At 49.1% G+C, this 26,611-nt stretch carries 27 protein-coding genes; 11 read left to right on the top strand and 16 right to left on the bottom strand.

The features are described 5' to 3' along the window. Nucleotides 1-5: 5 nt before the first annotated feature. The 3 genes from hisA to hisB all read right to left on the bottom strand — a co-directional run bounded on the left by hisA (nt 6) and on the right by hisB (nt 2,118). Nucleotides 6-737: a 1-(5-phosphoribosyl)-5-[(5-phosphoribosylamino)methylideneamino]imidazole-4-carboxamide isomerase gene (hisA, locus tag J2X05_RS16340; RefSeq protein ID WP_310074473.1), complete on the bottom strand. Its 732-nt coding sequence runs from the start codon at nt 735-737 to the stop codon at nt 6-8. A 109-nt stretch (nt 738-846) separates the two neighbouring features. Next, nucleotides 847-1,503 carry an imidazole glycerol phosphate synthase subunit HisH gene (gene hisH, locus J2X05_RS16335; protein WP_310074471.1) on the bottom strand — a complete coding sequence of 219 codons (657 nt, stop codon included), beginning with the start codon at nt 1,501-1,503 and terminating at the stop codon, nt 847-849. Nucleotides 1,504-1,506: 3 nt separating this feature from the next. After that, nucleotides 1,507-2,118, bottom strand: coding sequence for an imidazoleglycerol-phosphate dehydratase HisB (hisB, locus tag J2X05_RS16330; protein ID WP_310074469.1), 612 nt, complete (start codon nt 2,116-2,118; stop codon nt 1,507-1,509). 226 nt (nt 2,119-2,344) lie between these two features. On the opposite strand from hisB, the gene J2X05_RS16325 reads away from it, so the two are divergent. Further along, nucleotides 2,345-2,983 carry a hypothetical protein gene (locus J2X05_RS16325; protein WP_310074467.1) on the top strand — a complete coding sequence of 213 codons (639 nt, stop codon included), beginning with the start codon at nt 2,345-2,347 and terminating at the stop codon, nt 2,981-2,983. 56 nt (nt 2,984-3,039) lie between these two features. Here J2X05_RS16325 and J2X05_RS16320 read toward each other — a convergent pair whose 3' ends face one another. After that, the gene (locus J2X05_RS16320) at nt 3,040-4,911 is read right to left on the bottom strand and encodes an RICIN domain-containing protein (protein ID WP_310074466.1); all 1,872 of its coding nucleotides are present in this window, start codon (nt 4,909-4,911) and stop codon (nt 3,040-3,042) included. A 244-nt stretch (nt 4,912-5,155) separates the two neighbouring features. Here J2X05_RS16320 and J2X05_RS16315 point away from each other — a divergent pair, with 244 nt between their 5' ends. After that, nucleotides 5,156-5,884, top strand: coding sequence for a hypothetical protein (locus J2X05_RS16315; RefSeq protein ID WP_310074464.1), 729 nt, complete (start codon nt 5,156-5,158; stop codon nt 5,882-5,884). Between the two features lie 103 nt (nt 5,885-5,987). Here J2X05_RS16315 and J2X05_RS16310 read toward each other — a convergent pair whose 3' ends face one another. Continuing rightward, nucleotides 5,988-7,295, bottom strand: coding sequence for a dicarboxylate/amino acid:cation symporter (locus J2X05_RS16310; protein ID WP_310074462.1), 1,308 nt, complete (start codon nt 7,293-7,295; stop codon nt 5,988-5,990). Between the two features lie 80 nt (nt 7,296-7,375). Further along, the gene (locus tag J2X05_RS16305) at nt 7,376-7,651 is read right to left on the bottom strand and encodes an HU family DNA-binding protein (protein WP_310074460.1); all 276 of its coding nucleotides are present in this window, start codon (nt 7,649-7,651) and stop codon (nt 7,376-7,378) included. A gap of 196 nt (nt 7,652-7,847) precedes the next feature. On the opposite strand from J2X05_RS16305, the gene J2X05_RS16300 reads away from it, so the two are divergent. The 5 genes from J2X05_RS16300 (at nt 7,848) to J2X05_RS16280 (ending at nt 13,417) form a co-directional block, all read left to right on the top strand. Next, nucleotides 7,848-8,408, top strand: a complete 561-nt coding sequence (locus J2X05_RS16300; RefSeq protein ID WP_310074457.1) for a chorismate--pyruvate lyase family protein — start codon at nt 7,848-7,850, stop codon at nt 8,406-8,408. Nucleotides 8,409-8,879: 471 nt separating this feature from the next. Next, nucleotides 8,880-9,746, top strand: a complete 867-nt coding sequence (gene ubiA / locus J2X05_RS16295) for a 4-hydroxybenzoate octaprenyltransferase (protein WP_310074804.1) — start codon at nt 8,880-8,882, stop codon at nt 9,744-9,746. A 116-nt stretch (nt 9,747-9,862) separates the two neighbouring features. Continuing rightward, nucleotides 9,863-10,561 (top strand): phosphate regulon transcriptional regulator PhoB, encoded by a 699-nt coding sequence (gene phoB, locus J2X05_RS16290; RefSeq protein ID WP_310074456.1) that lies wholly within the window; start codon nt 9,863-9,865, stop codon nt 10,559-10,561. Between the two features lie 109 nt (nt 10,562-10,670). Continuing rightward, nucleotides 10,671-11,954, top strand: coding sequence for a phosphate regulon sensor histidine kinase PhoR (gene phoR / locus J2X05_RS16285; protein WP_310074454.1), 1,284 nt, complete (start codon nt 10,671-10,673; stop codon nt 11,952-11,954). Between the two features lie 299 nt (nt 11,955-12,253). Continuing rightward, entirely contained in the window at nt 12,254-13,417 is a 1,164-nt protein-coding gene (locus J2X05_RS16280; RefSeq protein WP_310074452.1) for a lytic polysaccharide monooxygenase auxiliary activity family 9 protein, read from the top strand. A gap of 128 nt (nt 13,418-13,545) precedes the next feature. Here J2X05_RS16280 and J2X05_RS16275 read toward each other — a convergent pair whose 3' ends face one another. Further along, nucleotides 13,546-13,962 (bottom strand): DUF2141 domain-containing protein, encoded by a 417-nt coding sequence (locus J2X05_RS16275; RefSeq protein ID WP_310074450.1) that lies wholly within the window; start codon nt 13,960-13,962, stop codon nt 13,546-13,548. A gap of 246 nt (nt 13,963-14,208) precedes the next feature. On the opposite strand from J2X05_RS16275, the gene J2X05_RS16270 reads away from it, so the two are divergent. After that, nucleotides 14,209-14,676 (top strand): DUF2214 family protein, encoded by a 468-nt coding sequence (locus tag J2X05_RS16270; RefSeq protein WP_310074449.1) that lies wholly within the window; start codon nt 14,209-14,211, stop codon nt 14,674-14,676. On the opposite strand, the gene J2X05_RS16265 is transcribed toward J2X05_RS16270, so the two are convergent. Both J2X05_RS16265 and J2X05_RS16260 read right to left on the bottom strand, forming a co-directional pair. Next, nucleotides 14,673-16,439, bottom strand: coding sequence for an ABC transporter transmembrane domain-containing protein (locus J2X05_RS16265; protein ID WP_310074448.1), 1,767 nt, complete (start codon nt 16,437-16,439; stop codon nt 14,673-14,675). The two genes, J2X05_RS16270 and J2X05_RS16265, sit on opposite strands and share 4 nt — an antisense overlap. Nucleotides 16,440-16,632: 193 nt before the next feature. After that, nucleotides 16,633-16,842, bottom strand: coding sequence for a cold-shock protein (locus J2X05_RS16260; protein ID WP_062057542.1), 210 nt, complete (start codon nt 16,840-16,842; stop codon nt 16,633-16,635). A gap of 251 nt (nt 16,843-17,093) precedes the next feature. Between J2X05_RS16260 and J2X05_RS16255 the strand changes: the two genes are divergently transcribed. The 3 genes from J2X05_RS16255 to J2X05_RS16245 all read left to right on the top strand — a co-directional run bounded on the left by J2X05_RS16255 (nt 17,094) and on the right by J2X05_RS16245 (nt 19,097). After that, the gene (locus tag J2X05_RS16255) at nt 17,094-17,543 is read left to right on the top strand and encodes a hypothetical protein (RefSeq protein ID WP_310074445.1); all 450 of its coding nucleotides are present in this window, start codon (nt 17,094-17,096) and stop codon (nt 17,541-17,543) included. A 93-nt stretch (nt 17,544-17,636) separates the two neighbouring features. Next, on the top strand, nt 17,637-18,845 hold the full coding sequence (locus tag J2X05_RS16250; protein ID WP_310074444.1) for a Bcr/CflA family multidrug efflux MFS transporter: 1,209 nt from the start codon (nt 17,637-17,639) through the stop codon (nt 18,843-18,845). Between the two features lie 27 nt (nt 18,846-18,872). Beyond that, nucleotides 18,873-19,097: a VF530 family protein gene (locus J2X05_RS16245; RefSeq protein WP_310074442.1), complete on the top strand. Its 225-nt coding sequence runs from the start codon at nt 18,873-18,875 to the stop codon at nt 19,095-19,097. Between the two features lie 7 nt (nt 19,098-19,104). On the opposite strand, the gene J2X05_RS16240 is transcribed toward J2X05_RS16245, so the two are convergent. The 7 genes from J2X05_RS16240 to J2X05_RS16210 all read right to left on the bottom strand — a co-directional run bounded on the left by J2X05_RS16240 (nt 19,105) and on the right by J2X05_RS16210 (nt 26,597). Beyond that, entirely contained in the window at nt 19,105-19,554 is a 450-nt protein-coding gene (locus tag J2X05_RS16240; RefSeq protein ID WP_310074439.1) for a chemotaxis protein CheX, read from the bottom strand. Between the two features lie 9 nt (nt 19,555-19,563). Then, a complete protein-coding gene (locus tag J2X05_RS16235) occupies nt 19,564-19,926 on the bottom strand; it encodes a response regulator (RefSeq protein WP_310074436.1) in 363 nt (120 codons plus the stop codon). Nucleotides 19,927-19,945: 19 nt separating this feature from the next. Beyond that, nucleotides 19,946-22,117 (bottom strand): ATP-binding protein, encoded by a 2,172-nt coding sequence (locus J2X05_RS16230; RefSeq protein WP_310074434.1) that lies wholly within the window; start codon nt 22,115-22,117, stop codon nt 19,946-19,948. Between the two features lie 326 nt (nt 22,118-22,443). Beyond that, nucleotides 22,444-24,252 (bottom strand): ABCB family ABC transporter ATP-binding protein/permease, encoded by a 1,809-nt coding sequence (locus J2X05_RS16225; protein ID WP_374725282.1) that lies wholly within the window; start codon nt 24,250-24,252, stop codon nt 22,444-22,446. Nucleotides 24,253-24,289: 37 nt separating this feature from the next. After that, the gene (locus J2X05_RS16220) at nt 24,290-25,621 is read right to left on the bottom strand and encodes a sensor histidine kinase (RefSeq protein WP_310074432.1); all 1,332 of its coding nucleotides are present in this window, start codon (nt 25,619-25,621) and stop codon (nt 24,290-24,292) included. Further along, a complete protein-coding gene (locus tag J2X05_RS16215) occupies nt 25,618-26,289 on the bottom strand; it encodes a response regulator transcription factor (RefSeq protein ID WP_310074430.1) in 672 nt (223 codons plus the stop codon). The genes J2X05_RS16220 and J2X05_RS16215 overlap by 4 nt, the downstream gene beginning before the upstream one ends. Next, entirely contained in the window at nt 26,289-26,597 is a 309-nt protein-coding gene (locus tag J2X05_RS16210; protein WP_310074428.1) for a PepSY domain-containing protein, read from the bottom strand. Before J2X05_RS16210 ends, J2X05_RS16215 begins: the two co-directional genes overlap by 1 nt. Between the last annotated feature and the right edge of the window lie 14 nt (nt 26,598-26,611).

Raw genomic sequence — 26,611 nt, 5'->3', positions numbered from 1 at the left:
CGGAATTAATTAGCGTCGCAGTAGGCCTGCGCTTCCGCCATAGTCAGCGTGCCTTCGTAAATCGCGCGGCCGGTGATAGCGCCACAGATGCCTTTGTGGGCTTCGGCTTTAAGCGCGATGATATCGTCCATATTGGTGACACCACCGGAAGCGATGATCGGAATACTGGAAGCCTGCGCCATGGCCACAGTCGCCTGCACATTCACACCCTGCATCATGCCGTCGCGGGCGATGTCGGTGTAGACGATGCTGCTCACGCCATCTTGCTCAAAACGTTTAGCCAATTCACTCGCCTGCACGTTGGATACTTCAGCCCAACCATCGGTGGCAACCCAACCGTCTTTGGCATCCAGGCCGACGATGATATGACCTGGGAATTGCTTGCACATATCGGTCACAAACTGCGGCTCTTTTACCGCTTTGGTGCCGATAATCACGTATTCAACACCCGCATTCAGGTAGTACTCGATAGTTTCCGCGCTGCGGATGCCTCCCCCGATCTGGATCGGCAGCTTGGGGTAAGCTTTGGCGATAGCAGTAACCACACCGCCATTGACCGGCTTGCCTTCAAAGGCACCATTCAAATCGACCAAGTGTAAACGGCGACAACCTTGTTGCACCCATTGTGCAGCCATAGCGACGGGATCATCGGAGAACACGGTGGAATCGTCCATCAAGCCCTGACGTAAGCGCACACATTGGCCGTCTTTTAAATCAATTGCGGGGATAATTAACATCTTCAATCTCACGTAGGGGCACTGCTTGCTGCGCCCTGATAATCGTTGTGTATTTTTGGATAACAAATTGCGTGTTGTTGGGCAGTTTTGAGGCGCTGCTTGCTGCGCCTTAATTACGGCCATCCCAATGTAAAAAATTCTTCAGGAGCTGCAGGCCAGCCGTATGGCTTTTTTCCGGGTGGAATTGCACCGCAAACAGGTTGCCGCGTGTCAGTGCTGCATGAAACTGCACGCCGTAATCGCACGTTGCCGCAACTTGGCTGGCATCATCGGCCAAAATGTAGAAGCTGTGCACGAAATAGAAACGGCTATCTTGCTCGATCCCCACCCAAAGCGGGTGATCGTTATGATGCACCTGATTCCAGCCCATATGCGGTACTTTGAGATGTGCACCAGTGCTATCTGTATGGTTTTCGCCGAAGAAGCGCACTTTTCCCGACAGTATGCCGATGCAATCCACACCACCGTTTTCTTCGCTGTGATCCATCAACGCCTGCATGCCAACACAAATTCCCAGTACCGGCTTGCCGGTAGCGATTTGCTCGCGCAGCAACTTATCAAAGCCGAGGCGTTTGATTTCTGCCATGCAATCGCGAATCGCGCCCACACCAGGGAATACCACCCGGTCAGCAGCAGCTACAACAGCGGGATCGGATGTCACCACGACGTTTTGTTCAGGAGCAACATGGCTTAGGGCGCTAGCCACCGAGTGGAGATTGCCCATGCCGTAATCGATAACGGCAACGGTCTGCTTACCAATAGTCATAAATCAGAGGCTACCTTTGGTGGAGGGCATAATGCCTTCCATACGCGGATCCAGTTCAAGCGCCATACGCAGGGCGCGACCGAAGGCTTTGAACACGGTTTCGATCTGGTGATGGGCATTGTGGCCGCGCAGGTTGTCCACATGCAGGGTGACGCCGGCGTGGTTGACGAAGCCCTGGAAAAACTCCCAGAACAATTCCACATCAAACTGGCCGACACGCTTTTGCGTAAATGGAATCTGCATGACCAGACCGGGGCGGCCGGAAAAATCGATCACCACCCGCGACAAGGCCTCATCGAGTGGTACATAGGCGTGACCATAACGGCGGATGCCCTTTTTATCACCGATGGCTTTGGCAATCGCCTGGCCGATGGTGATGCCGATATCCTCGACTGAGTGGTGGTCATCGATATGAGTATCGCCATCGCAGGTCACGTCCAGATCGATCATGCCGTGACGTGCGATCTGGTCCATCATGTGCTCCAGAAAGGGCACGCCGGTGTTGAACACGCCTTTACCAGTGCCATCGAGATTGAGGCTGACACTGATTTTGGTTTCCAGGGTGTTGCGATCCACTGTAGCAATTCGTGGATTGGGGGCTATACGATCAGACATGCCGAACTCCATCAAACCGGACAATTACCGGCGACACATAATAAAGCGCGAATTATATAGACTTGGGGCGCCGAATTCACGGAAAGCCGCTCTATCAGGCTGATTGTTAAGTTGCCATACAGTTTATTTCGCCCAAAATCCTACCAACTTGCGTTACAAACCGGTTCAATCGCAGTGTGTTGCGCACCGTTTTTAAACCCTCGTCAATTTATGATGGATCACAGCTATGACTAATCTGCTATTAAAAACCTGCTTTCTGGGTGCGAGCCTGCTCGCCTCAACCAGCTTTGCGGCAGGGCCGTACAACAATAATCCGAATAACGCTGACTACACCGGCTGGAGCTGGTCGGGTCATGTGGATCATGTAAATATCGATAAAGAAGCTGCAGCCAAATTTGAAGCGCGTGTTGAAGAGACTGCCACTGCTGTGGGCGGTGCAGCCGAGTATTATTCCAGTAGGAGCGAAAATACGCTTTCATTGGGAGTCAGTTTTTTGTTTTACCGTGACAATGCAGCCTTCAGTCAATATGTGAGGGATAATTGGTACGGTGATGAAGGCTATGAAGAGTCAGATGCGAACGCCTTAATGCTGTTCGCTGAATACGGTCCCAAGTATCGTTTCGGGCAAGACAATATGAGTTTTTTTACGATTCGGGGTGGCGTTAGCGGCATGTTGGCTTCAGAGCGCAGCATCAGCAACTGTAGTAATTGCTATGAAGAAGACATTGAAATTAATGGTGGAGTGTATGGCGTTGTAGGTATAGGACAAACCCTTGGATCTCTCGATATCAGTCTGCAATTTCAACAATATTTTAGCGGCGATCTTGATAATAGCCTGCGGTTAAAAATTGCAGGCGCTTTCTAAAAAAATGCGGGCTACATTGTTAAGCCCGCACTTTTTTAGAACAAAAGTATCACTAATTATCGAGTGCCAAAATTAACCCAAGCACTACAGCCACTCTCATTACATGCCTGAACACCCCCGGAGGAGGAAGGGCTGCTATAAGAAGTCGTCGAAGTAGTAGTAACCCGTGCAATGCTTCCCGAAACAGTTGCTCTCCAATTGTAATAAGTTGCACCCTCTGACGCTGGCCAGCCCACAAAATAACCGGGACAGTTAGCGTAAGAAGGGCAACCGGTCGAACCATAGTATGCATATTGTGGTGCGGCTGGGGCTGGTGATGACTTTTTAGTTAACTTCCATCCAGACGCTTCAACAGTATGAATTGTGGTTCGAATTGCACTTACCGTATTTCCAGCATCGTTTAATGAAATATCATACTGGTTTTTATTTCTAAACTTCAGATTTCCATCAACATCCGTTAATTTCCAATAAGCAAATGAGTTATCAGCAGGCATGGCGGCCAACACGATAACACCATTTTTAAGCTGCAGGAATAGTTGGTTCAACCGGCTCTTTATGGTGAAAAACTCACCATTTCTTTCGAAAATCCACTGTGCTGATGCGGACGAACCATCAGAAGCTCCCACAAAAACGCCGTAACCGTCTGTATATATCAAACCGCCACCGGTACTACTCGCCACGTTGTAATAGCCATTTGCTACAAACATTTTATCAGCATAATATTGGATCAATACTCTATCAGCATAATTTCTTGGCCGCATTCCACCAAACTTTGCCATCTCCCACCATTGGTCCAAAATGGTGTAGCTTGATTTGTAGACATCACCAATAAATTTGCGCGCAATATTTTCTGCCGCCGTATTTACCATAGCCCTGCCACTGTACGAATTAGAGCCATCATTCAACGGCATTTGCGATGCATTATCCGGGGTACAATCAGAGGCTTTATACGTACTGGTGTATGAGTAAAGCTTGGGGGTTATACCAAGCTTGGTAAAATCACCTTGCGGAAAATCAGTTTCACACTGACCCGTTTTAATAGAACATACATTCCTGATCGTAAAATGTTCATTCAAGTAATCAAATTCATAAAGTTTTCCTATTGCGCATCCACCAAGTTTGTTACCAACGTTCCAAACAGTTTCTTTTTTATTTCGTTCGAATGCTTCTGCTCCTTTTACCCAATCAATATTATTCATATGCAGAAAAACTTCAGCTAATTCTTCTTGATAATGATTGGTTAGCGCAGGGCCAATTCTCTCCGGCTCGCCTGAAATAGAATAATTGTAAACAGTTAACTGCGACCTAAGCATAATCTCCAACGAGACTATTGCCATGTAGGCCTGCAAGGAATCTATCGTCTCGCCCGCACCAAGAAGGTTAGTGTGAGTTTCAAATAAATTTCGCAATTCAACAGAAGTGTTCCATAGGTTTTGTAGTTCATATAAATTATTTTTCTTTACAGTTTCGGAGTACAACATATAACTTCGGACCCTGAGCTTAAACGCATCCAAACTCGCAAAATCCCTAGTGATAAGTATTTTATTTACTTCCTGAACAACTTTTTCCTGGGATACCTTAATCGCATCCAGAATTTGATTTACAGCAAGCTGCAATTCCGATGGGCCACTTTTATCCCCAAATGCAGCAAGGAATGAACCTCCAGGAATGACCGATGCTAAATAGTTCAGCGCGACCGCTTTCACTTTTTCACCAGCCGATTTTTTCAAAGAATCCAACAGTGACTCTTTTGTTTGATCTGCCCATCCACCATCGGCATTCCATTTACAACCGGCCCACTCAAAAGTGGTCGACAAAGTCCAGTTCTCACATTTGGCAACGGTCTGTTCTCCAAACGAATACGAACTAAAACTTAACAACGATCCTAGAACTAAGGCCGCTTTCACCTTGTTAAAACCCAAATTCATACAATAACTCCTTAATGTGAAAAAATCATAATCCTTAAATCTCCAGGGATTTTAAGGACGATTATAATACTCTATTGAAATCACCTCGCACTAGCGAATAATTCTCGATATGCTGTTCACAGGTGGCACACATTTCATCTCTTAAGCAGGTGGATGGAAAATTTTCACATTGATATAAAAAGTTGGTATTAAGACTCACTTGCGTTTGCTTGGTCATGGTTTACTTTTAAAGCGCGACTTATGAATGTCAGCAGCAACATGCGGGACTGCTAATGTGATTACCTATAACCACTATCAGAGAAATAGATTGACCGACCCCTTGAACCCTATTCGCCAACTGATCCAGCAGGCGCAGGAGCAGGATTCTGCTACTGGAAAACTGTTGGAATTTGTGGAGTGCCGCAAGAAGCGCCTGCACGCCGCAATTAAATTGCCGGAACAGCAAGCCGCTAAAGGCTTGGCGGATTTTGTGGTGCGCTACATTAAACACGTGCCCGATTTTATCGATGCCATCCGCAGCATGGCGCACGAGGCAGGCATTGATAAAGATGTTGAACCGCTGCTAAAAATCGCGAGTGACTATTTTATGTCACCGCCGTCGATTGTCGATCCGCACAGTCAGCTGGAGGCACTGCTCGACGAAGCTTATCTTGCACACCGTTTACTCGAAGAAGTGAATGACCGCTTTATGGCGAAAAGTGGAATTCCTCTCGCACCCATGGATATGACCGTCGCCAATGTGATCGCGCACGAATTAATTGGCGAACCTTTTGCGAATGAACTGGATCAAGCGGTGTTGTTTTCAGCGGAATTATTATTAAACGAACATGGTTTTGAAGGCGCTAATATCTCCAACTATGTCAATGCACATCGCGAGAGAGGCTGGACCGAAGAGCTTGAGAAATGGCCTTGTTTGGTTGAAGATCTATCGATCAGTGTTGAGTTTGATACAGAGAACAGCACGCGTCATTAATCAATTAATCCACACAGCTATTTAAAACAAAAAGGCGAATTGTTTTTTCACAATTCGCCTTTTCTATTTGCACAGATTTCTCTGCAGTTATGTGCCGGAGTTGTTAACTTTTTTCAACGGGATCATTTTCTGCATTGAGTGTCATATCGTTGTAGCGCTCTATATCCAACATGTTTTCACTTTTTGCGACTATGACAGCAACCACCGCATCGCCCGCCACATTGACACCAGTGCGCACCATATCCAATAGGCGATCTACACCGATTATCAACGCAATACCTTCTACCGGCAAACCGACGGATTGCAACACCATTGTCAAGGTCACCAGCCCCACACCGGGAACACCGGCAGTGCCAATGGAGGCGAGGGTCGCGGTGAGAATTACCATTAAATAACCGGCGATACCTATATCAATATTGTAGGCCTGCGCGATGAACACTGTTGCCACACCCTGCATGATCGCAGTGCCATCCATATTCACAGTGGCGCCCAGCGGAATTGAAAAACTCGCGACTTTATTGTCCACACCTAAATCATGCTCAACGGTACGCAGAGTGATAGGGATAGTGGCATTACTGGATGCAGTACTAAATGCAAACAGCATGACTTTTTGCATTTTTTTAAACAATACAACAGGGCTTAACCCCGAGAGTGTCTTGATCAACAGACCGTAAAAACCAATGCCGTGTAGAAACAAAACAAATAATACGGTAAAAAAATATTTGGCCAAATCGAGTATCGCACCCACGCCCAATGACGAAAACAATTTTACCAACAGACAGAACACGCCATAGGGAGCCAACTGCATCAACATCATGACCATTCTTAAAATGACATCATTCAAATTATTGAATAACTGCATGATATTACTGCCCGCCTCACCACCTGTACGCGAGATAGCCAGCCCAAATAAAATCGAAAAGATAATGATCTGCAACATGTTCGCCTCAACCATGGATTGCAGCGGATTGCTGGGCACTATATCGATCAGGGTTTCTTTAATAGAAGGAATTTCAGGCGCAGTAAAACTGCTGGCAGTGGCCATATCAACATTCTCACCCGGCTGCACAAATACAGCACAGCTAATGGCGAGCGCTACGGCGATAGATGTACAACAAAAGTATAAACCTAGCGTCTTGGTTGCCAGCGCGCCCATACGACTTTGCCCACCGAGCGCTGCCGCACCGCACACCAAAGAAACAAATACCAACGGCACCACTAATAATTTCAGTGACGCAATAAAAATCTGTCCGATGATATCGAACACACCATCAATCACATAGGTTTGCAACCATTGGCCAACCGCACTGGCAGGCACCTGATTTTCATCCGCGCCTAAAACCAGATTGAAAATTACACCGACAACGAGCCCCAGCACCATGCCGAGTAAAATTTTATTGGTTAGCGTCATGCGGGAAACCTCTTGGAATTATTGTGTGGCCGGAGTGAGCAAGGGATGCGGCAGGCGCCTGCCGCAAGGGGACAAAAATCTTATTCGTTGACCGCGTCTTTCAGGCCCTTGCCCGGTTTAAAGGTCACGGTTTTGCTGGCGGCGATTTGGATGGTCGCACCGGTTTGTGGATTGCGGCCTTCGCGCGCCGCGCGGGCGCTCACATTAAATGTGCCAAATCCGAGCAGGGCAACCGATTCGCCGCGGCTCAACGCATTGGTGATCTGCTCGATAAAGGCAGAGACCACCAGGTCAGCCTTGTTGACGCCGAGGTCGGTATTATTCGCCAGTGCTACTACTATGTCGGTCTTATGCATGATTTCTCTCCTGGGTTTTTAGCGATAAGTCAGGGGGAGTTTACCTGCAATAACTTGTTTGCGGCAGACTTGCGCTGGCTTTTTCCGCATAGGGTTCCCATACACAATGCCGTACCCGGTAGAACGCAAGCTGATAAACTGCCGCCCCATTCATCCCCTTCGCCCTGTTTTTTCGCATCGATAAAGGAGTCAGGTTTTGCCCCAGTCTTCACCGTCGTGGCAGCCATTAGCGCGCATCGCCAAATGCCAACGCCCAAGCCTGGCCATGCAAGATTGGCTTACGGATAGCGGCTCCCTGACTGCTCGCCTGATCGCCCAAAGCAGCGGTCAATTCAAGGTGCAACTGGTGCGGCAGATTATCGGGCTACCGTGTCTGAATGAATGTCATGCGCTGGGGATGAAACGGCCGGCACTGGCGCTGATCCGTGAGGTGATCCTGTGCGGCAATGGTGAACCCTGGGTATTTGCGCGCAGTATCTTGCCACTCGCCAGCCTGACCGGCCGGTTGCGCCATTTGCGCAAGCAGGGCACGCGCCCGCTGGGCGCGTTTTTGTTCAGTCAGCCACAGTTAACACGCAGTGCCATTGCAGTGGCGCGGATTAGCCGCGATCATGCCTATGTCCCCGGCGATTTGGTTGGCGACCAATTACTCTGGGGGCGTCGCTCGATGTTTTACTTGCAGCAGAAGCCGCTGCTGGTGAGCGAAGTATTTTTACCGGCCTTTGCCGCCCAGCTCACGCTGCACCTGCCCCGATAACCTTAATAAAACGGCGTTTTGGCTATGACAAATCCCGACGATGTAAAACCACCCGCTGCTGCGCCCAAAAAACCGGCGACGAAAAAGGTTGCACCGACAGATGCCGGCGGCACCAGCACCAAACCTAAAACAGCGGCAAAACCGGCGACAAAGAAAGCCGCCAAACCTGCTGCCAGCGAAGCAGCAGCTAAGGCACCCGCAGCTACAGTGACTAAACCCGCTCAAGGCAAACCAGTCGCGGCCAAAATAACGCTCAAAAAAGCAACCAGTGCAGCAACCACCAAACCTGCGGTGCGCAAACCCAAAGTTACCGTCCCGGATCCAGCACTGATCGCACCGTCAGTAGATCCTGTTGGCCCTACATCACCTGACACTGGTGATCAGCCAACAACACCAGCCACGGACTGGGCGAATGTCCATGCTGCAAAAATCCTCAAACGTGCAGCGAAAAATAGCGGAAAGGCTGGCTTTATCGCCCAACTCAAGCACAAAGCAGGCAGTTACTGGCGCTTGACGCGCATGGATCGCCCGATTGGCACACTGCTGTTGCTCTGGCCCACACTATGGAGTTTATGGATCGCCGCCAAAGGCGTGCCCAGCATTAAAAATCTGGTGATTTTTGTGTTGGGGGTGATAGTGATGCGCGCCGCCGGCTGCGTCATCAACGACTTCGCTGACCGCAAGATCGACGGCAAGGTGCTGCGCACTAAAGATCGGCCACTGGCTACGGGTGCGGTATCCAGCCGTGAGGCGATTGGGTTGTTTATCACACTCTGCCTGATAGCCTTTGCGCTGGTGCTGTTTACCGACCCGCTAACCATTAAGTTGTCGGTCGGCGGCCTCATCCTCGCCTTCTGCTACCCATTTATGAAGCGCCATACCCATTTACCGCAAGTGGTACTGGGTGCCGCCTTTGCTTGGGGCATACCCATGGCCTATGCGGCAGAGGCAGGGGAATTGCATCAGGGAATGTGGCTGATTTACTTGTCGGTCGTACTTTGGACCGTCGCCTACGACACTTTTTACGCCATGGTAGACCGCGATGACGACCTGAAAATCGGCGTCAAATCCACCGCCATCCTTTTTGGCGAGCAAGACCGCTTGATGACCGGCGTATTGCAAATCATGGCGCTCTATTCGCTGGTGCTGGTCGGCAACCGCTTTGAGCTCGGCAGCTTTTACTATCTCGGTCTGGCGGTAGCGGCCGGTTTATTTATCTACCAACAGTGGCTGATCCGCTTTCGCGTGCGCGAAGCCTGCTTTAAAGCGTTCCTCAATAATAACTGGGTGGGTGTAGCAGTCTTTGCCGGGATTATTATGGACTATAGTTTTCGCTAGGAGCCAAATATCCTGCAACCTGTCATAAATGTGTAACACTGAACTTATTTAATAAGCTGCAACAATAGCTTCACAAACCTGTGAGGCACACCGTGGTTTTTTCAGGCAGAACACTTATGACTGGTCGCAAAATACTGATCGTTGACGATGAATCCGCAATTCGCGATATGCTGCGGGTGGCGCTGGAAATGGCTGAGTATCAAGTCATGGAAGCGAGCAACGCACAGGATGCGCACAGCATCATTATCGATGAAAAACCCGACCTGATCCTGCTCGATTGGATGATGCCAGGGACCAGCGGCATCGAACTCGCGCGCCGCTTGAAGCGCGATGAAGTGACTGCTAACACGCCCATCATCATGCTCACCGCCAAAGGTGAGGAAGACAACAAAATCCAGGGGCTGGAAGTGGGCGCTGATGATTACATCACGAAACCCTTCTCGCCACGCGAACTAGTGGCGCGTTTGAAAGCGGTATTGCGCCGCGCTGACCCGCAAATCAACTCTGCCCCTATCACGGTGCAAGGCCTGTGTCTCGACCCGGCCAGCCACCGCGTGACCATCAATGACCAGTCAGTGGATATGGGCCCGACCGAATATCGCCTGCTGGAGTTTTTTCTCACCCATCAGGAAAGGGCTTATACTCGCAGCCAGTTGCTGGATCACGTCTGGGGCGGCAATGTGTATGTGGAGGAGCGCACGGTGGATGTGCATATCCGCCGCTTGCGCAAAGCGCTGACTATCGACGGCCACGAAGATTTGATCCAGACAGTGCGCGGTACAGGCTATCGTTTTTCTACCCGTATTGAAGCCTGATAACACTATTCGTGAGTAGTCCTAGCAGACGAGCCTACAGGGATGTATTTACGGCGCGTCGCGCAGTGCTCGTCGGCTAGGGCTACGGATTTAGAATCGAGAGGCCCCCTTGTTAAAAGGTTTTAGCGCTGAACTCCAGCGTATTTTGATTATTCTCGCCATCTGCAGCTTGATTGGCTTCTTTAGCGATAACTATGCGCTCTGGATGCTGATCGGCTGTGCGATTTATATCTTGATGATGCTCTGGCAAATGCGTCGCCTCAACCAGTGGCTGTTGCGTCAGGAAACCGATCACCCTCCCGAGGCGAGCGGTATCTGGGGGCAGATTTTCGACAATATCTACCAGTTGCAGCGCGACCAGCGGGGCGAGAAAGACAACCTGCAGGCCGTGATCAACCGCATCCAGGAAATCAGTTCAGCGTTGAAAGACGGCTTGATCATCCTCGACGCGCGCGGCCATCTGGATTTCTGGAACCCTGCAGCACACCGCATGCTGGCGTTGCATACTAAAGACCAGGGGCAATCGGTAATCAACTTTATCCGCCACCCCAAGTTCGTCAGCTATTTTGAAGAGGGTAATTTCGAGGAACCGCTGGAGCTACCCTCGCCGCGCTTTCCCTCCAAACACCTGCAGTTCCAAATCACACCCTTCGGCAAGCAGGAGCGGCTTATCGTGGTGCGCGATGTGACCCAGCTGCACAATCTGGAAAAGATGCGGCAAGACTTTGTCGCCAACGTATCTCACGAATTACGCACACCGCTGACTGTAATCAATGGCTATGTGGAGACCCTTGCGGATAACAACAGCACCCCCAGCTGGGATAAACCCCTGCAGCAGATGCAACAGCAAGCCAAACGCATGTCACTGCTGATCAATGATTTGCTGGTGCTGTCCAAGCTGGAGACGACCGAAGCGGGGCACAACCACAAACCGATTAATATTGAGCAGCTGCTAACCATCGTCAAAAGTGAAGCGGAAGTGCTGAGCAAGGATAAAGAGCAGCAGCTGACGCTGATCTGCAACAACACCACCAAACCCTTGTTGTTATTGGGCAATGAGAAAGAGCTGCACAGCGCCTTCTCCAATTTGGTCATCAACGCGATCAAATACACACCCAATGAGGGCAAGGTAAGTGTGCTGCTCTGGCAAGACCAGAAACACTTCTATGTATCGGTCAGCGATAACGGACCGGGCATCGAAGCTATGCATATCCCGCGTTTGACCGAGCGCTTTTATCGCGTCGATGCCAGTCGCAACAGCAGCACCGGCGGTACCGGTTTGGGCTTGGCGATTGTCAAACATGTACTGATGCGTCATGAGGCGGAGTTGAAAATTACCAGCGAGCCGGGCAAGGGCAGTATGTTTATCTGTGTGTTCCCGCTGCCTCATTGAGAAATCGAGTCTAACGTTGTCATTCGGGATAAAAAGCACATGAATTTGACGTCAAAATAATATTCGAACTTTTTATTTCGTTTTCATCTGAAAATTTTCCAAAAATCAAACCTGCATCGCAAAATATTACCCTCCAAACTGAAAGTCGGACTCGCCAATACAACGTTGTCATTTTAGACTCGATACCTATGGAATGATCTTGGCGCCACGCCAAATCACTTTGCATGTATGGATAACGAGCATCACTCCAAGGTGCCGCACCGGCATCTAACCAACAATAAGTTTCCCGGAGATTGAAAGTGAAAAAGACAATGAAAGCGTGCGGTATTTCCGCTGTAGTAATGGGTTCGCTCTTGCTTGCCAGCCAAGCGTTTGCACACGGTTATGTATCTTCACCAAAAAGCCGTGCTTTTTTCTGTACCAGTGCACAAGGCGGCGCCAGCTCACCTGCGTGTGTTGCTGCTTCTGCAGGCGGTAATGCCAGCCAATATGAACCACAATCTATCGGTATCGGTGGCGCTAACGACAATCACCAGGCTCTGATTCCCGATGGCAAGCTGTGTAGCGCTAATATGGCCAGTAACAACGGCCTTAACCTGGCTCGCAACGACTGGAATGCAACCACTGTAACTGCTGGTCCTCTGGCTTTCGTATGGACTAACACTGCACCACATAAGACTTCTTACTTTCGTTACTACATTACCAAAGAAGGTTTTAACCCTGGTGCGGCACCATTGAAGTGGTCTGATCTGGAACAAATCCACGAGTCAGCGCCAGCGGGCCAAGAGGCAACCTCTACTCACATGGTCAACCTGCCACCACGTACCGGTCGCCATATTGTGTACAGCATCTGGCAACGCGACCCATTGAGAGATGCACCTGAAGGTTTTTACCAATGTATTGATGTTGTTTACGGCAATCCAACAAATAGCTCTTCTTCCGTTGCATTATCTTCAGTGAGATCTAGCAGCGTATCGTCGGTAGCATCCTCTTCAAGTGTTTCCAACAATACCTGTGCCGGTTTGCCAACCTGGAATGCCAGTACCGCTTACCAAGCTCCACAACAAGTGCAACACAACAACAGACGCTACTCTGCCAACTACTGGACTCAAGGTAATGATCCGGCACTGACTTCAGGCCAATACAACTACTGGTTGGATCTGGGTGCCTGTACTGGCAGCACTTCATCAACGCCATCTAGCGTTGCTCCTAGCTCATCAAGCAAGTCAAGCACTGCAGTTAGCAGCAGCCGCTCGAGCGTTGCCTCTTCAGTATCTACCGGTAACTGCACCTCTCCTGCCTACGTAAACGGCGCAAGCTATGCGACTGGCGCTAAAGTAGTAAGTGGTGGCAGCGAATATCAATGTACTGTTGGCGGCTGGTGCTCACAAGGCGGTGCCTATGCACCTGGTACCGGCTGGGCGTGGACCAATGCCTGGTCTCTGGTTCGCGCTTGTAACTAATTAAACAGGATTACCCTGGCTCCCCTGCAAGTTAGCCAGGTGTAAAAAATGTTTGAGATACAAAAAAACGGCAGTCCCTCGGGATTGCCGTTTTTTATTTGGCGCTGCTTTCTATCTATCGCCGTTGGTTATCGCAGATGAATTTCTATTTCGGTCGCCTTATCGACAACCACTTTTGCTTCATCAAAAGACGGCGGTCCATAGCTGCCACCGTTGTTGGAAAAGCCATAAAGTTCAGTGGGAATTCCATTAACGCCAATATCAATCTGGTTGTTTTCGTTTTCATCCTGAAACAGTTTTATCGCGTAATTGCCTGCGGGCAAATCGGCAAAATCCAATAATATGGTTGTCCCTGAGACTTTTACCTGTTTCGCGGCCACCCAATTGCTATTGGCAGTGTAGTGCTCCTCTTTGTCATAAACCGCCACTAACAAGTTACCCTTGACCGATTTGATATTAATCACATTCAAAGTCAGCTCATGGGCAAAGGTTGGCAGGGCAATAATCGCGGCCACAACGGCGAATACACCTGTGTTAATACGCATAGGGATCTCCTTACTCAAATAAATCGGGCCGATTCCCGAAAGAAGCTCCAGCATAAATAGCGTGAGCACAGAACTCAGGTGTCATTACTCACATTTAAGCGCTGACAAAGCTCATGAATTGCGAATGACAAATGTCTATCGCAAGATACAGGGGTGTTTTGCATGATGTACCGACCTGCACGCTGCACGCCGTCTTAACAGCAATCAATGCTAGAACAGCCTGAGAGGATACTTTGAGGAGCTAACATGAGTGGACTAGTTACTAATTGGCTGATGGCCTTTTTACATCATCTTGCTGCATTCGCTTTATTTACTGCGCTCGCGTATGAATTTATTCTGTTGCGGCAACCTTTTAGTTTGCAGACCGCGCAATCACTACTGAAGACAGACCAAATTTATGGCATCTCTGCAGTAACTATCCTGGTTATCGGATTCGGCCGGGCGCTGCATTTTGAAAAGGGCGATGCCTATTACTTTCACAGCTTGCCGTTTATTGTAAAAATTTCGCTGTTTGCACTGGTGGGTATTTTATCGATTTATCCCACAGTGAAATTTTTATCCTGGCGCAGCTCCTTGAAGCAACAGCAATTACCACAGGTAAGTGCAACTACGCTCAACATTATTCGCCGCCTGATTCATCTCGAACTGGCCGCCGTCATTGCCATCATGCTCTGCGCTGCGCTGATGGCAAAAGGCATTGGATATTTTGGTTAGGCATCCAACTGAAATTGCAAACGCGCGAGCTGCTGATACAAATCACTACTCGCCAACAATTCTGTGTGCGTACCACTCGCGACAATTTTCCCCTGTTGCAACACCAGAATGCGATCCGCATTAACAACGGTCGATAGGCGATGCGCAATCATGATGGTGGTGCGGTTTTTCATCAGCACTTCCAGTGCTTGTTGCACCGCTTGTTCGCTATTGGAATCGAGCGCGCTGGTCGCTTCATCCAATAATAAAATCGGTCGGTCCGCGAGAATTGCGCGCGCAATTGCAATACGCTGTTTTTGTCCGCCCGATAAGCGCACGCCGCGTTCACCGAGATAGGCATCCAAGCCTTCCGGTAATTGCTCGATAAACTCCATCGCAAACGCCGCTTTGCAGGCGGCGATAACGTCAGCATCGCTAGCAGCCGGGCGCGCATAGCGAACATTGTCGCGCACGCTCGCGGCAAAAATAACCGGGTCTTGTGGCACCAGTGCGATGCGCTCGCGCACTTGTTGGATATACGCATTTTTTAAATCAACACCATCCAACAAAACTTCACCGGCCAGAGGATCATAGAAGCGCTGCAACAATTGGAACACTGTCGTTTTGCCCGCACCCGATGGCCCCACCAGCGCAATTTTTTCGCCCGGATTAACGCGCAAATCAAAACCATCAAATACCGGTGAATCCAGACGAGTCGGGTAAGCAAAATGTACTGCGCGCATCTCCACCAAACCAAGCGCAGGTGTGGGTAATAATTCCGGGACTTCACGCATGGGCAATGCCGATGGTGTCGCCAGTAATTCAACCAATCGCTCAGTCGCACCGGCGGCGCGCTGCATATCGCCAATCACTTCCGAAATCGTACCCATGGCGCTCGCGACTATCACGGCGTAAAAAATAAACGCCGACAACTCACCGCCACTAATACTACCGGCCAACACATCGTGGCCGCCGACCCACAAAATCATCGCCACCGCACTGAATACCAGTGTGATAACAGCAGCGACCAAAAGTGCGCGCTGGCGAATGCGCTTAATGCCTGTACCAAAGGTTTGCTCAACCCGCTGATTGAAGGATTCAACCGATGCGGTTTCATGCCCATAGGCCTGCACTGTGCGAATCTCATGGATGACCTCGTCGGTATAGGCACCTACATCCGCCACACTGTCCTGGCTGGCGCGCGCGAGTTTGCGCAGGCGACGGCCGAACACGATGATGGGCACCAGCACAAACGGGATCGCCACCAATACCAAAGCCATCAACTTTAAACTGGTCACCGCTAACATCACCAAGCCACCTAACAGCAGCAAAGCATTGCGCAGCGCCATGGATACGCTGGAGCCGATTACAGTCTCTAACTGGGTGGTATCGTTGGTGAGGCGGGAAAGTACATCGCCGGTGCGGTTTTGCTCAAAGAAAACTGGCGAGAGGGTTAATAAATGTGAGAATACCCGGCGGCGCAAATCGGCAGTGATGCGCTCCCCCAACCAGGAGACAAGGTAGAATCGGCTGTAAGTCGCCACTGACATCACCAGAATAACTCCCAATAACCCCAAGAGTGCATAGTTGAGCAACTCCGGGCTACCAGCAACAAAACCCTTATCGATTACCTGCTTTAAACCCTGGCCAATCAACAGCACGCAGGCGGCGGCAACGACCAATGCAATCAGGGCGAATAGGATTCGTAAGTGATAGGGGCGCAAAAGATCGAGCAAAATCTGGCGGCGCGATAAAGGCGCATGCGCGGGTATGGATGCAGACATAATGATTCCCATGGGATGAGCAAGCTCAGGGAACAATTGGGGAGCGGCAGTTAAATACAAGGGTAGAGCGCCTGACTGGTGACCTTTGTCAGGGCTGAGGCTAAACGACAGGCAATAAAAAAGGCGAAATCCGTAGATTTCGCCTTTTTAGCTGTCACATCAGCGACTTTCGCCGCTAATAAACTATCTGATATTAGATAGCTTGGATGTTTTCAGCTTGTGGGCCTTTTTGGCCTTGGGTCACGGTGAAGCTAACTTTTTGGCCTTCGGCCAAGGTTTTGAAACCTGAACCAGAAATAGCGCTGAAGTGAGCAAAAACGTCTGGACCAGATTCTTGTTCGATGAAACCGAAACCTTTAGCTTCGTTAAACCATTTTACAGTGCCAGTAGTAGTTTTAGACATAGTGTTACCTATTAATACAAAAGTAAGTTTACCCCGAGGGGCGTTTGTGCTGGAAATGTGGGAATTACTTATGTAAACAGGACGAAATACTATACTGGAACTTCGAAATGTGGTGCATAAATATTAGACGTACTTTCAAGCTGAGGCTCAGTTTACACGCCTTTATATCAATGTCAATCAATTGGGTTTGCTGATGCGCCAGAGTCTGCGAGTATAATTACTCCCTCATATTGTCCCGCCGAGAATTACGTATGCTATTCATGCGCCAAACCCTGTCGATCCTGTGTCTTCTATTCTCCCTGCTTGCTATGAATACCTACGCGCAAACCGGGAATTTTAATTTGGAAAATTGGCCACAAACACAAGCTGCGCTCAAACCTATGTATGTAAAAGCGATTATGGAGCAGGCGGGAGTACATCAAGTCAGTTTTACTCATCCTGCGAAATTTTATATCTCCGAATTGGATAAGTTTGCGGCATTCGCACAAGAAAAAAATTATCGCCCTTATCTAAAAACTTCCGTTGCACAAAACCTTGCCACTATCGCCGTTATCCATTGCGACTGGAATAACGGTGTTCCACCATGGGAATTTGCGCAGAAATATTTGGGTGATAAACAATTAGAACTTTTGCAGCCACTTTATGGCGATGCTATAACCAAACTGCAAAATAATTGCGGTCATCCCACCAATTCCCAATGATCGAAATTTTAGTGCAATTGCATTTGCTCTATCCCATCGTTTAATTGCCGTCGGGCGCGTAGCATTAACATCACTAGTTAATGCGACCTGATTATGACTAAAGAATCCCATCCGTTTTTAATTGTGCTGCTCGCGGCGGTGATTGCCACTACACCGTTGGCGGTGGATATGTATTTGCCCGCGATGCCCGATATTGCACACGACTTAAATGTTCATATTGGCGGTGTGCAGCAATCGCTCAGTATTTTTCTCGCTGCCTACGGTGTGGGTATGCTGTTGTTTGGCCCACTTGCCGATTCACTCGGGCGCAGACCCTTGGCGATTTTTGGCCTGACCGGTTTTACCCTCTGCAGTATCGCGCTAGCGTTTGTCGATAACATCAACCACTTTTTATTCTTGCGTGCACTGCAAGCATTTTGCGGCGCTGCGGCGACGGTGGTAGTGCCCGGTCTGGTGCGGCATTTGTATCAGGAGCACACCGCTAAAGGCATGTCCTATTTATCGATGATAATGATGCTCGCGCCCCTGCTCGCACCGAGCATAGGTAGCGCAATATTGTGGGTGAGCGAGTGGCGCAGTATTTTTGTAGTACTGGCAATTTATGGTGCATTGATCTTTGCATTGGTGTGGAAGTGGTTGCCAGAAATTGGCAAGCCTGTTAACGATCAACCCAAAGCGGCAGGAAATTTTTTTAGCGGTTACAAAATTGTATTTTCCAACTCACTCGCACGACCGCTGATTGTGAGCATGATGCTTGGCTCTTTTGCTTTTTTTTGTTTTATCACTGCCGTATCCTTTATCTATATCAATTATTTTGGCGTGAGCGAACAAGTATTCAGTGTGTTGTTCGGTGCAAATGTCATCTGTTTGATTGTTGCAAACTTTATTAATAGCCGTTTGGTGACACGTCTTGGCTCGCTACGGATGCTGCGTACCGGCGTTGTGCTTGCTCTTGTCAGCGCTCTCTTGCTCTGCGTTTTTAATTTTCTGGGATTGAATATCTGGTTCAGTGTATTCAGTATTGCACCACTGATGGCAGGCCTTACGTTGATATCGACCAATACTGATGCACTGGTATTAATGAAATTCCCGCACAACTCAGGCACCGCAACAGCAGTAATGGGAACCTTGCGTTTTGGTAGTGGTGCCTTTGCTGGACCATTGCTTGCCTTTTTCTATACAGGTAATGCCATTCCGTTTTCACTGCTGATGCTAACCGGTGTAATAGGCGTTATTATCTGCCAGCTGTGGTTTGCCTATAGCGACAAACAGATTGCAGCAATTAAAAATAGCGTAGAATAGTGGATTCAATTCCTGCGGGATAAAACTATGACCGAACAAAAAAATAATCCGCTCCACGGCCTTACACTGGAAACCATTGTAACGCGTCTCGCCGACCACTACGGCTGGGAAGCACTGGGTAAACAGATTAGTATTCGCTGTTTTCAAGCTGACCCGAGTGTGAAATCAAGTTTGAAATTTTTGCGCAAAACGCCTTGGGCACGCGAAAAAGTGGAACAGCTTTATTTAAATACCCAATTCCCCAATCAGTAAGCCAGAATTATTGCTCCAGACAAATGACTACCGCCGCGTGATAAGCCTTCCAGTAAACCGGAATGACATAAGAGCGCATTTGTGACGGTAGGTGGATCTGGTTGGGAGCACCTTCGATCATCACCGGTACCGAAATCATAAACTCGTGGCCAAAGCGGCTGCGGGCGTTGCCTGAAATGGTATTGGCTACTTCGCCCACCAAATCAAAAATATGTTCGTTGCTGGTATCCAACTCGCCAATGCTGAGCAATAAATGCTTGAGCAAAATGCGTGGTGCAGTGAAATACACACAGCCACGATAGGGGCCGGAAATACCAATAATCCCGGTCACATCATAAGCAGCAGGATTATTATTTTCGACCAGATAAGGTGTACCGACTTTTACATCTTTGTCATTCGTGTGATGAAAATAGCGCACTACGCCATCGATAAATACTTGCAAAGTTTCTTGTGACATGGGTCGGCCTTAATCTTCTGTGAGTTCGGTGAGCGCTTCCAGCAGTTGATCATCCGTAAAGGGTTTGCATAAAAAGCCGCGCGCACCTTTTTTCAGTGCATCAATTCCTGTGGCTTTATCCGATAAAGCAGAAATCACTAAAATTCGTAATCCGGAATCCATTGCCATCAATTGCTGGATGCAGGCAATTCCATCCATTTCCGGCATGGTCAAATCCATAGTGACCACTTGCGGGCGTGCCTGTTTAAATAATTCGAGTGCTTCAGCGCCGTTGGCTGCAGCGGCAACTACACGAAATTTATCCGAGTCATTACAGCGTTCAATTTTGCGGCGGATGATATTGGAATCATCCACAATCATCAGTGACAGCATGGTATTTTCCTTATCGATATCAGGCGGCAATTTCTTCGCTGCTATTGGTGTGCACTATCGGCAGAGTGATGACAAAACGACAGTGGCGCCCGCTGCGGCTGGACACACTGATTTTGCCACGCTGTGCGAGCACATGATTCATGACGGCTTCCATACCCACACCGCGACCGGCATCTTTGTTGACCTCTGCAGCGGTGCTAAACCCATCATGAAAAATCAAACCAAGCAAATGTTTATTAGTCCATGATTCAATTTCGTCTTCCGGCCATTTTCCTGAGCTGAGCGCTTTGGAGCGAATCGCGTCATAGTCAAGACCCTGACCATCATCCATCACGGTCAATTCCATTTCAGTTTCAGATACTTTAGCAAGGCGTAAATCGATACGACCAACGATGGGTTTTTCACTGAGTTCTCTATCGCGCGGTGTTTCAATTCCATGCACAACTGCATTGCGGAGCAGTTGGATACAAATATCTTTTAGCTTTTTTTGATACTCGCTATCCAAATCAATCTCGCTGAGACCACTGGCGACCAACTTGACCATCTTGCCATTGCGCATTGCAATGTTTTGCACAAAATCCTCTAGCCGCTCCCAGCCATCGCTGCGGCGGCTACCAGTAACTTGTTTATTGTTCACCGGGCGCGGGCTGTTGCTACTCACTACTGCAAACTGGCCGAGTTTTTCGGTGAGGTGTTCAACTTGCTGGGTGTAGCTGATCAAACTTTCAAGTTGCACCGTTAAGCCGAGATAATCATTGCCACTCAAATCGCGCTTGTCGCGCAGCAGCGCAAGAGTGTCTTCCATCTTGTGGGCGGCAGTTTCAAAAAAGTCCAGTTTGAGCGATGCAGCCTCACCTTTGAAGTTGTGGATTTCACGAAAGATGCTGGTGGCTTTATCGCGCACTGCCTGGGAGGTTTTGGCGGGTTGGCGTAAAATATTATTCACGCGGTTGAAACAATTGAAACTATTGGCGATAAACTCTTTCAACAAACCCGGATGGGTATGCAACAGCCCGGTGATCATTTCCAGTTGTGATTCATTGTGTTTGCGGCTCTCATTGAGTGCGCGTTCCAATTTGACCTGTTCGGTGATGTCCAGCACCGTAACCAATACATGGGAAATTTTCTGCGCTCCATCGTCATCTTTTTGGTAGGCGCGCGCAAAGCTGAATTGCAAATGCTTGGTGAGGAAACCGCCATTGCTCTGCGCGATGTTCACTTCAACCAAACTGAGCGGGTTTAGATCACCGATCAATTTTTCTTTCACTTTTGGGTCGAACAATAACTCAATAAATCCACGCGCGGTTTCCGCGTCTTTTTCGCTGACAATATTTTCCAGCAATGCCTGGAACGATTTTCCCGCAAACTCCTGTGGCCCCAGTACATCAACCAAGCGTGCCGAATGCTGCTCACCCAGAATTAAATCTTTATCAATCAAAAACAGACCTTCGTTAACCGTTTCCAGAATTTCCGTAGTCTCGCGGCGAGCTTTTTCAATGACTTTATCGCTATCACGCAATTGCCGCACAAAGTGAAACATAATAAACAGGAAGTTGATAATCGCGAGGCTGATGCCCACTGTTTGAATTATCCGCAAGCGCGTCGCCTTGGACGCTGCCACCTGTTCAAGGCTGACCGTCAAATCATTCATGGAGCTGAGCATCGCCAAATTATGCGTGCGCGCCATAGTCACTGCAGCAACTAAAGAAGATTCATAGGGAAGATTGTTCTGTACGTCGGTCGTTAACTGTTCGACGGCACTTTTATAAGGCTGCCACAGCAAGAGAGTATTTTGCAGTGAGTCTTTACCCAAACGATTGGTAACTGGCTCCAGTGTTACCACCTCTTTACCGGCACCGCGCACCACGCCGCCATTGATAAAACCGTTGAGTGTTTCATCAAACAACCCTTTACTCAATTGCAGTTCATCAAATGCTGTTTTGAAACCTGCAGGGTCATCGCGCGATGCATCCAATACAAATAATGTTTTCGCCATACGTTGCGACAACATACGTTGACGGCCAGCCAGGTTCACACCTACTGCATCATCGGCAATTTCAAAGGAGACATAAAAATTGAAGAGCAATACAGATGCGTCAAGCAACAAAAATAACGCAACGGAGATAATAATGCCTTTGTATTTTCCAAAATCAAATCGCGGCTTGTGTTGACTATCGATATTCTGCGACATCTGGTTCACCTATCACCATTAAATGAGTGCAGTTGCATACAACTGCAAGGCGTTCCATTTTGCCCCGACAACTCCAACGTTCAGTGCCATCTTTCACTGTGTAGGAGCCTTAGCGAAACTTATGCCAAGTAATTTTTTAATGGAGGGATTGCGTCCAGGCAAAGAATTGGAGCGGATCAGACAGGCAGCGGAGGTAGTGGCCGCCCTTTTTTGGCGCTTAAATTTGTTTGTGCTACAAAAAGCATCCAGGTTGCAATCAGCTGGCGATACCTAATTGGTGCAGCTCTGAAGTGGTATGCGCACATTTGGCGCCTCAATGGGTTGGGTTACTGATCTTGAAGCTGCATCGCCCACATCTGCGCATATTTCCCATGCTGCGCCAACAATTCAGCGTGTGTGCCCTGCTCAACAACGGCGCCTGCATCCAACACAATAATCTGGTCAGCATCTACCACCGTCGATAACCTGTGAGCAATCACGAGGGTGGTGTGGCCGCTGGCCACTTCATGCATAGCCGCAAGAATCGCCGCCTCGGAATTGGAATCCAGTGCGCTGGTGGCTTCATCAAAAATTAAAATTGGCGAGCCTTTTAATAATACCCGCGCAATCGCGATGCGCTGTTTTTCACCGCCTGATACTTTTAACCCCCGCTCGCCGACCAAGGTTTTATCGCCCTGCGGCAAACTGTTTATAAAGTTTTCCAGATGCGCCATTTTAATTGCGCGGTCAATCTGTTCTTCGCTCGCCTGCGGTTTACCATAGGCAATATTCTCGCGGATGCTGGTATTAAACAGCACTGTATCTTGAGGCACTATGGCGATGGCTCGGCGTAAACTCTCCAGCGTGACATAGCGAATATCTTGCCCGTCGATCTCGATGCTGCCGGAGTTGATATCGTAAAAGCGGTAAAGCAAACGCGAGAGAGTACTTTTACCCGCGCCAGAGGAGCCAACAATCGCCACCTTGGTGCCCGCCGGAATCTGCAAATTAAAGTGTTTGAGAATCGGGCGCTCGGCGTGATAACCAAAATCCACTTGCTGGAAATGGATTGCTCCTTTGCTGACTTGCAGTGGCTGCGCTTCAGCGCTATTGCTAATGGACGGACTGCGTTTTAACAGCGCCAGCATATTTTCCAGATCGGTCAGGGAGCGGCGGATTTCGCGGTAGACAAAACCGAGGAAGTTGAGCGGGATAAATAATTGGATCATATAGGCGTTGATCATCGCCAAATCACCTAGCGTCATTTCCTTATCGATCACACTCTGCGCGGCCATCCACATCATCGCAGTCATCGCCAGCGCGATAATCAATGCCTGCCCGGAGTTTAGTGCCAGCAGCGACATGCGATTTTTTAACTTAGCCGTCTCCCAATTGGCGAGAAATTTATCGTAGGTTTCGGCTTCGAATTGTTCGTTGTTAAAATATTTTACCGTTTCATAGTTGAGCAGTGAATCAATCGCGCGGGTGCTGGTGGATGAATCAGCCTGATTCGCCTCGCGCACAAATTTATTGCGCCACTCGGTCGTGTAAATCGTAAACACTACATAAATCGCAACAGCAACCAAGGTTATGACCGCGTACCAAATCGAAAAGGCTGCGGCAAAAATAATCGCCACCATTAAGATTTCAAATAAGGTAGGAACAATATTGAACATCAAAAAACGCATCAAAAAACTGATGCCATTGGTCCCGCGCTCTATATCGCGGCTGATACCGCCGGTCGCGCGGTCAAGATGAAATGCCAGTTCGAGCGAGTGCAAATGGTTGAACACGCGCAAACCGATTTTACGCATGGCATGTTCAGTGACGCGGCTGAATAATGCATCGCGCACCTCACCAAAAAAAACGCTACCAAAACGCAGCGCACCGTAAAACAGTATAAAAAAAGCAGGCAGCGCCAATTCCGGGGCGATGCTGCGATCTACGCCATCAATAATATGTTTAAGTGCCCAAGGCATCACCAGGGTTGCGCCCTTGGCGGCGAGCAGCGCCACCACAGCAAGAATCACCCGCCCTTTAAAGTCCCACAGATAGGGCAGCAAATAGGCCATGCTCTGGCGCAAATTCACTTTGGCATCAGTGCGTGCTTCTTGATTGGGATGGGCGGACAAACCGGACGAATGCATGCCGTGCATAAAATATTCTTCAGTGAGGAAGGATCAGTGGAGTGGCTCAGGAGTTGGGGGCAGGCAAGCGGATTACAACCTGCAATCCACCGAATGGACTCTCATGCAAGCCCAGCTCGCCTTTGCAGTGTTCCACTATATCGCGCACTATGCCCAAGCCCAAACCGTGACCTTGTATCTGTTCGTCAATACGCGCGCCGCGATTTAATACCTGGGTGCGCAGCTCCGGTGCTATGCCGGGACCATCATCATCAATGGTCAGAATAAAATGATTGTTGTCCTGGGTGATATTGAGCGCGACTTTTTGCTGCGCCCATTTACAGGCGTTATCGAGCAGATTGCCGAGCAATTCCAGCATATCCTGCCGATCCCAAGGCAAGCGCAAGTTATCCGCGGCTGACCAGGTAATTGTTAAATTGCGGCCGTGAATTTGTGCGAGCGTTCCCACTAAATCTGGCAGCTCTGTCGCGCAGACAAAATAAGCGCCAGGCAAGGCCTCACCGGCAAGGCGCGCGCGCCCCAACTCGCGGCTGATGCGCTCTTGCATATGCGTAAGTTGGTTGCGCAAATTATCGCGCAGTTCTTGGTGGCTATTTAATTCCTGGCGATTAGCGAGACTGAATAAAATCGCAAGCGGTGTTTTTAATGCGTGGCCGAGATTACCCAGTGCATTGCGCGAGCGGGTGAGATTATCTTCGGTGTGGTGTAACAGGTGATTGATTTGTTGCACCAATGGCTGTAATTCCTGCGGCACTTGTGCATCCAGTTGCGCACGCTGCCCTTGTTGCAACTGTGCAATCTGCGTGCGCACTTGCTCTAACGGTTGCAGCGCGCGCGCAACTAAATAGCGCTGCAACAACACCAATAGTAGTAATGCGCCCAAGCCAATACCGCCACCAATCCATTGTACGCGGCGAAAGCTATCGAGCATGGGTGTGTAATCCTGCGCGACTACAATCAAAATATTTTTACCAAAGCGGCGATAATCGGCGCGTACAATTAATAATTGCTGCGCCTGCGGGCCATCAACCAGTTCCTGCATCAAGCCTTGTTGTGCAGGTTCTGGCAGTGAAAAATCCCACGACGAGCGCGAGCGCCACTGCTGCTCATCCAAATCAATACAAAAATAATGGCCCGAGAAAGGGCGATGATAAGCGGCGGAAACATGCTGCTGGTTCAGCTCAATGCCATTGGCACCACGCGCCAGTGCCGCGACTAATAATTCCGCCTCATCCTGTAAATGATTTTCCAGATAGCGACGCAGGCCTTGGTCAAATAACCACAGGCTCATCTGCGCGAGCACTAGCCCCACCAGAATCAGCACCGCAATTAAACTGATGCTCAGCCGCTGCTGGATGGAATTCAGCGCGCGCATCATGGACTATCGATACCAATAAAACGATAGCCCTGGCCGCGCTTGGTTTCGATGGCGCTTTTACCCAGTTTACTGCGCAAGTGATTAACGTGTACTTCAATTACATTGGAATCGCGTTCACTTTCGCCATCGTAAAGATGGTCATTGAGTTGGCTTTTGGAAATAATTTTTCCGCAGTGCAACATAAAATAACGCAGCAAACTAAATTCGGCTGCGGTTAACTCAATTTGCTCGCCCTGTTTAATCACGGTTTGATGGGCTTCATCCAGTTGCAATCCGGCCACATCCAATTGCGGCTGATTCACTTGCCCATGGGCGCGGCGCAAGAGCGCCTGGATGCGTAATTGCAGTTCTTCCGGATGAAAAGGTTTAGTGAGGTAATCATCGGCACCGGCTTTTAAACCATCGATGCGCTCTGCCCAGTGGTCGCGCGCGGTAAGAATTAATACCGGGCGATTCATTCCCGTTGCACGCCACTCGCGCAAAATTTCCAAGCCGGATTTGCCGGGCAAACCTAAATCCAACAAAATTAAATCATAAGGTTCACTGGCGCCCTGGTAGAGCGCATCGCGGCCATCGGCCAGCCAATCCACTGCATAACCGGCACGCTGTAAATCGGCGGTGAGTTCGTCAGCGAGGGCAACGTTATCTTCAACAATTAATAAACGCATTAATCGTCTTCCTCGTCTTTTAACAATTTTCCTGTGTGCGCATCAAATTCGAGTTCGCGCACTACGCCGTCGCGCGTCGCGAGTTCCACTTCATAAATATAAATATCGTCGTCTTCTTCCAATTCTAGTTCGAGCAAACTGGCATGCGGGTGACGCTGTGCCACTAGTTCCAGTAATTTTTCCAATGGGATAATGCGTCCCTGCTCGCGCAGGCGCAGGGCTTCGTCTTGCGAAAGGTCGCGCGCGCTGACCCCAAGGGTGAGCGCGGCGAGAAAAACATACAGTGCGATACGCGTAATGGTTTGCATCAAATGCTATTCAT

It is taken from the genome of Cellvibrio fibrivorans, from assembly GCF_031457055.1.
Taxonomy (GTDB): Bacteria; Pseudomonadota; Gammaproteobacteria; order Pseudomonadales; family Cellvibrionaceae; genus Cellvibrio; species Cellvibrio fibrivorans.
This window is presented reverse-complemented; position numbering and strand designations above follow the sequence as displayed.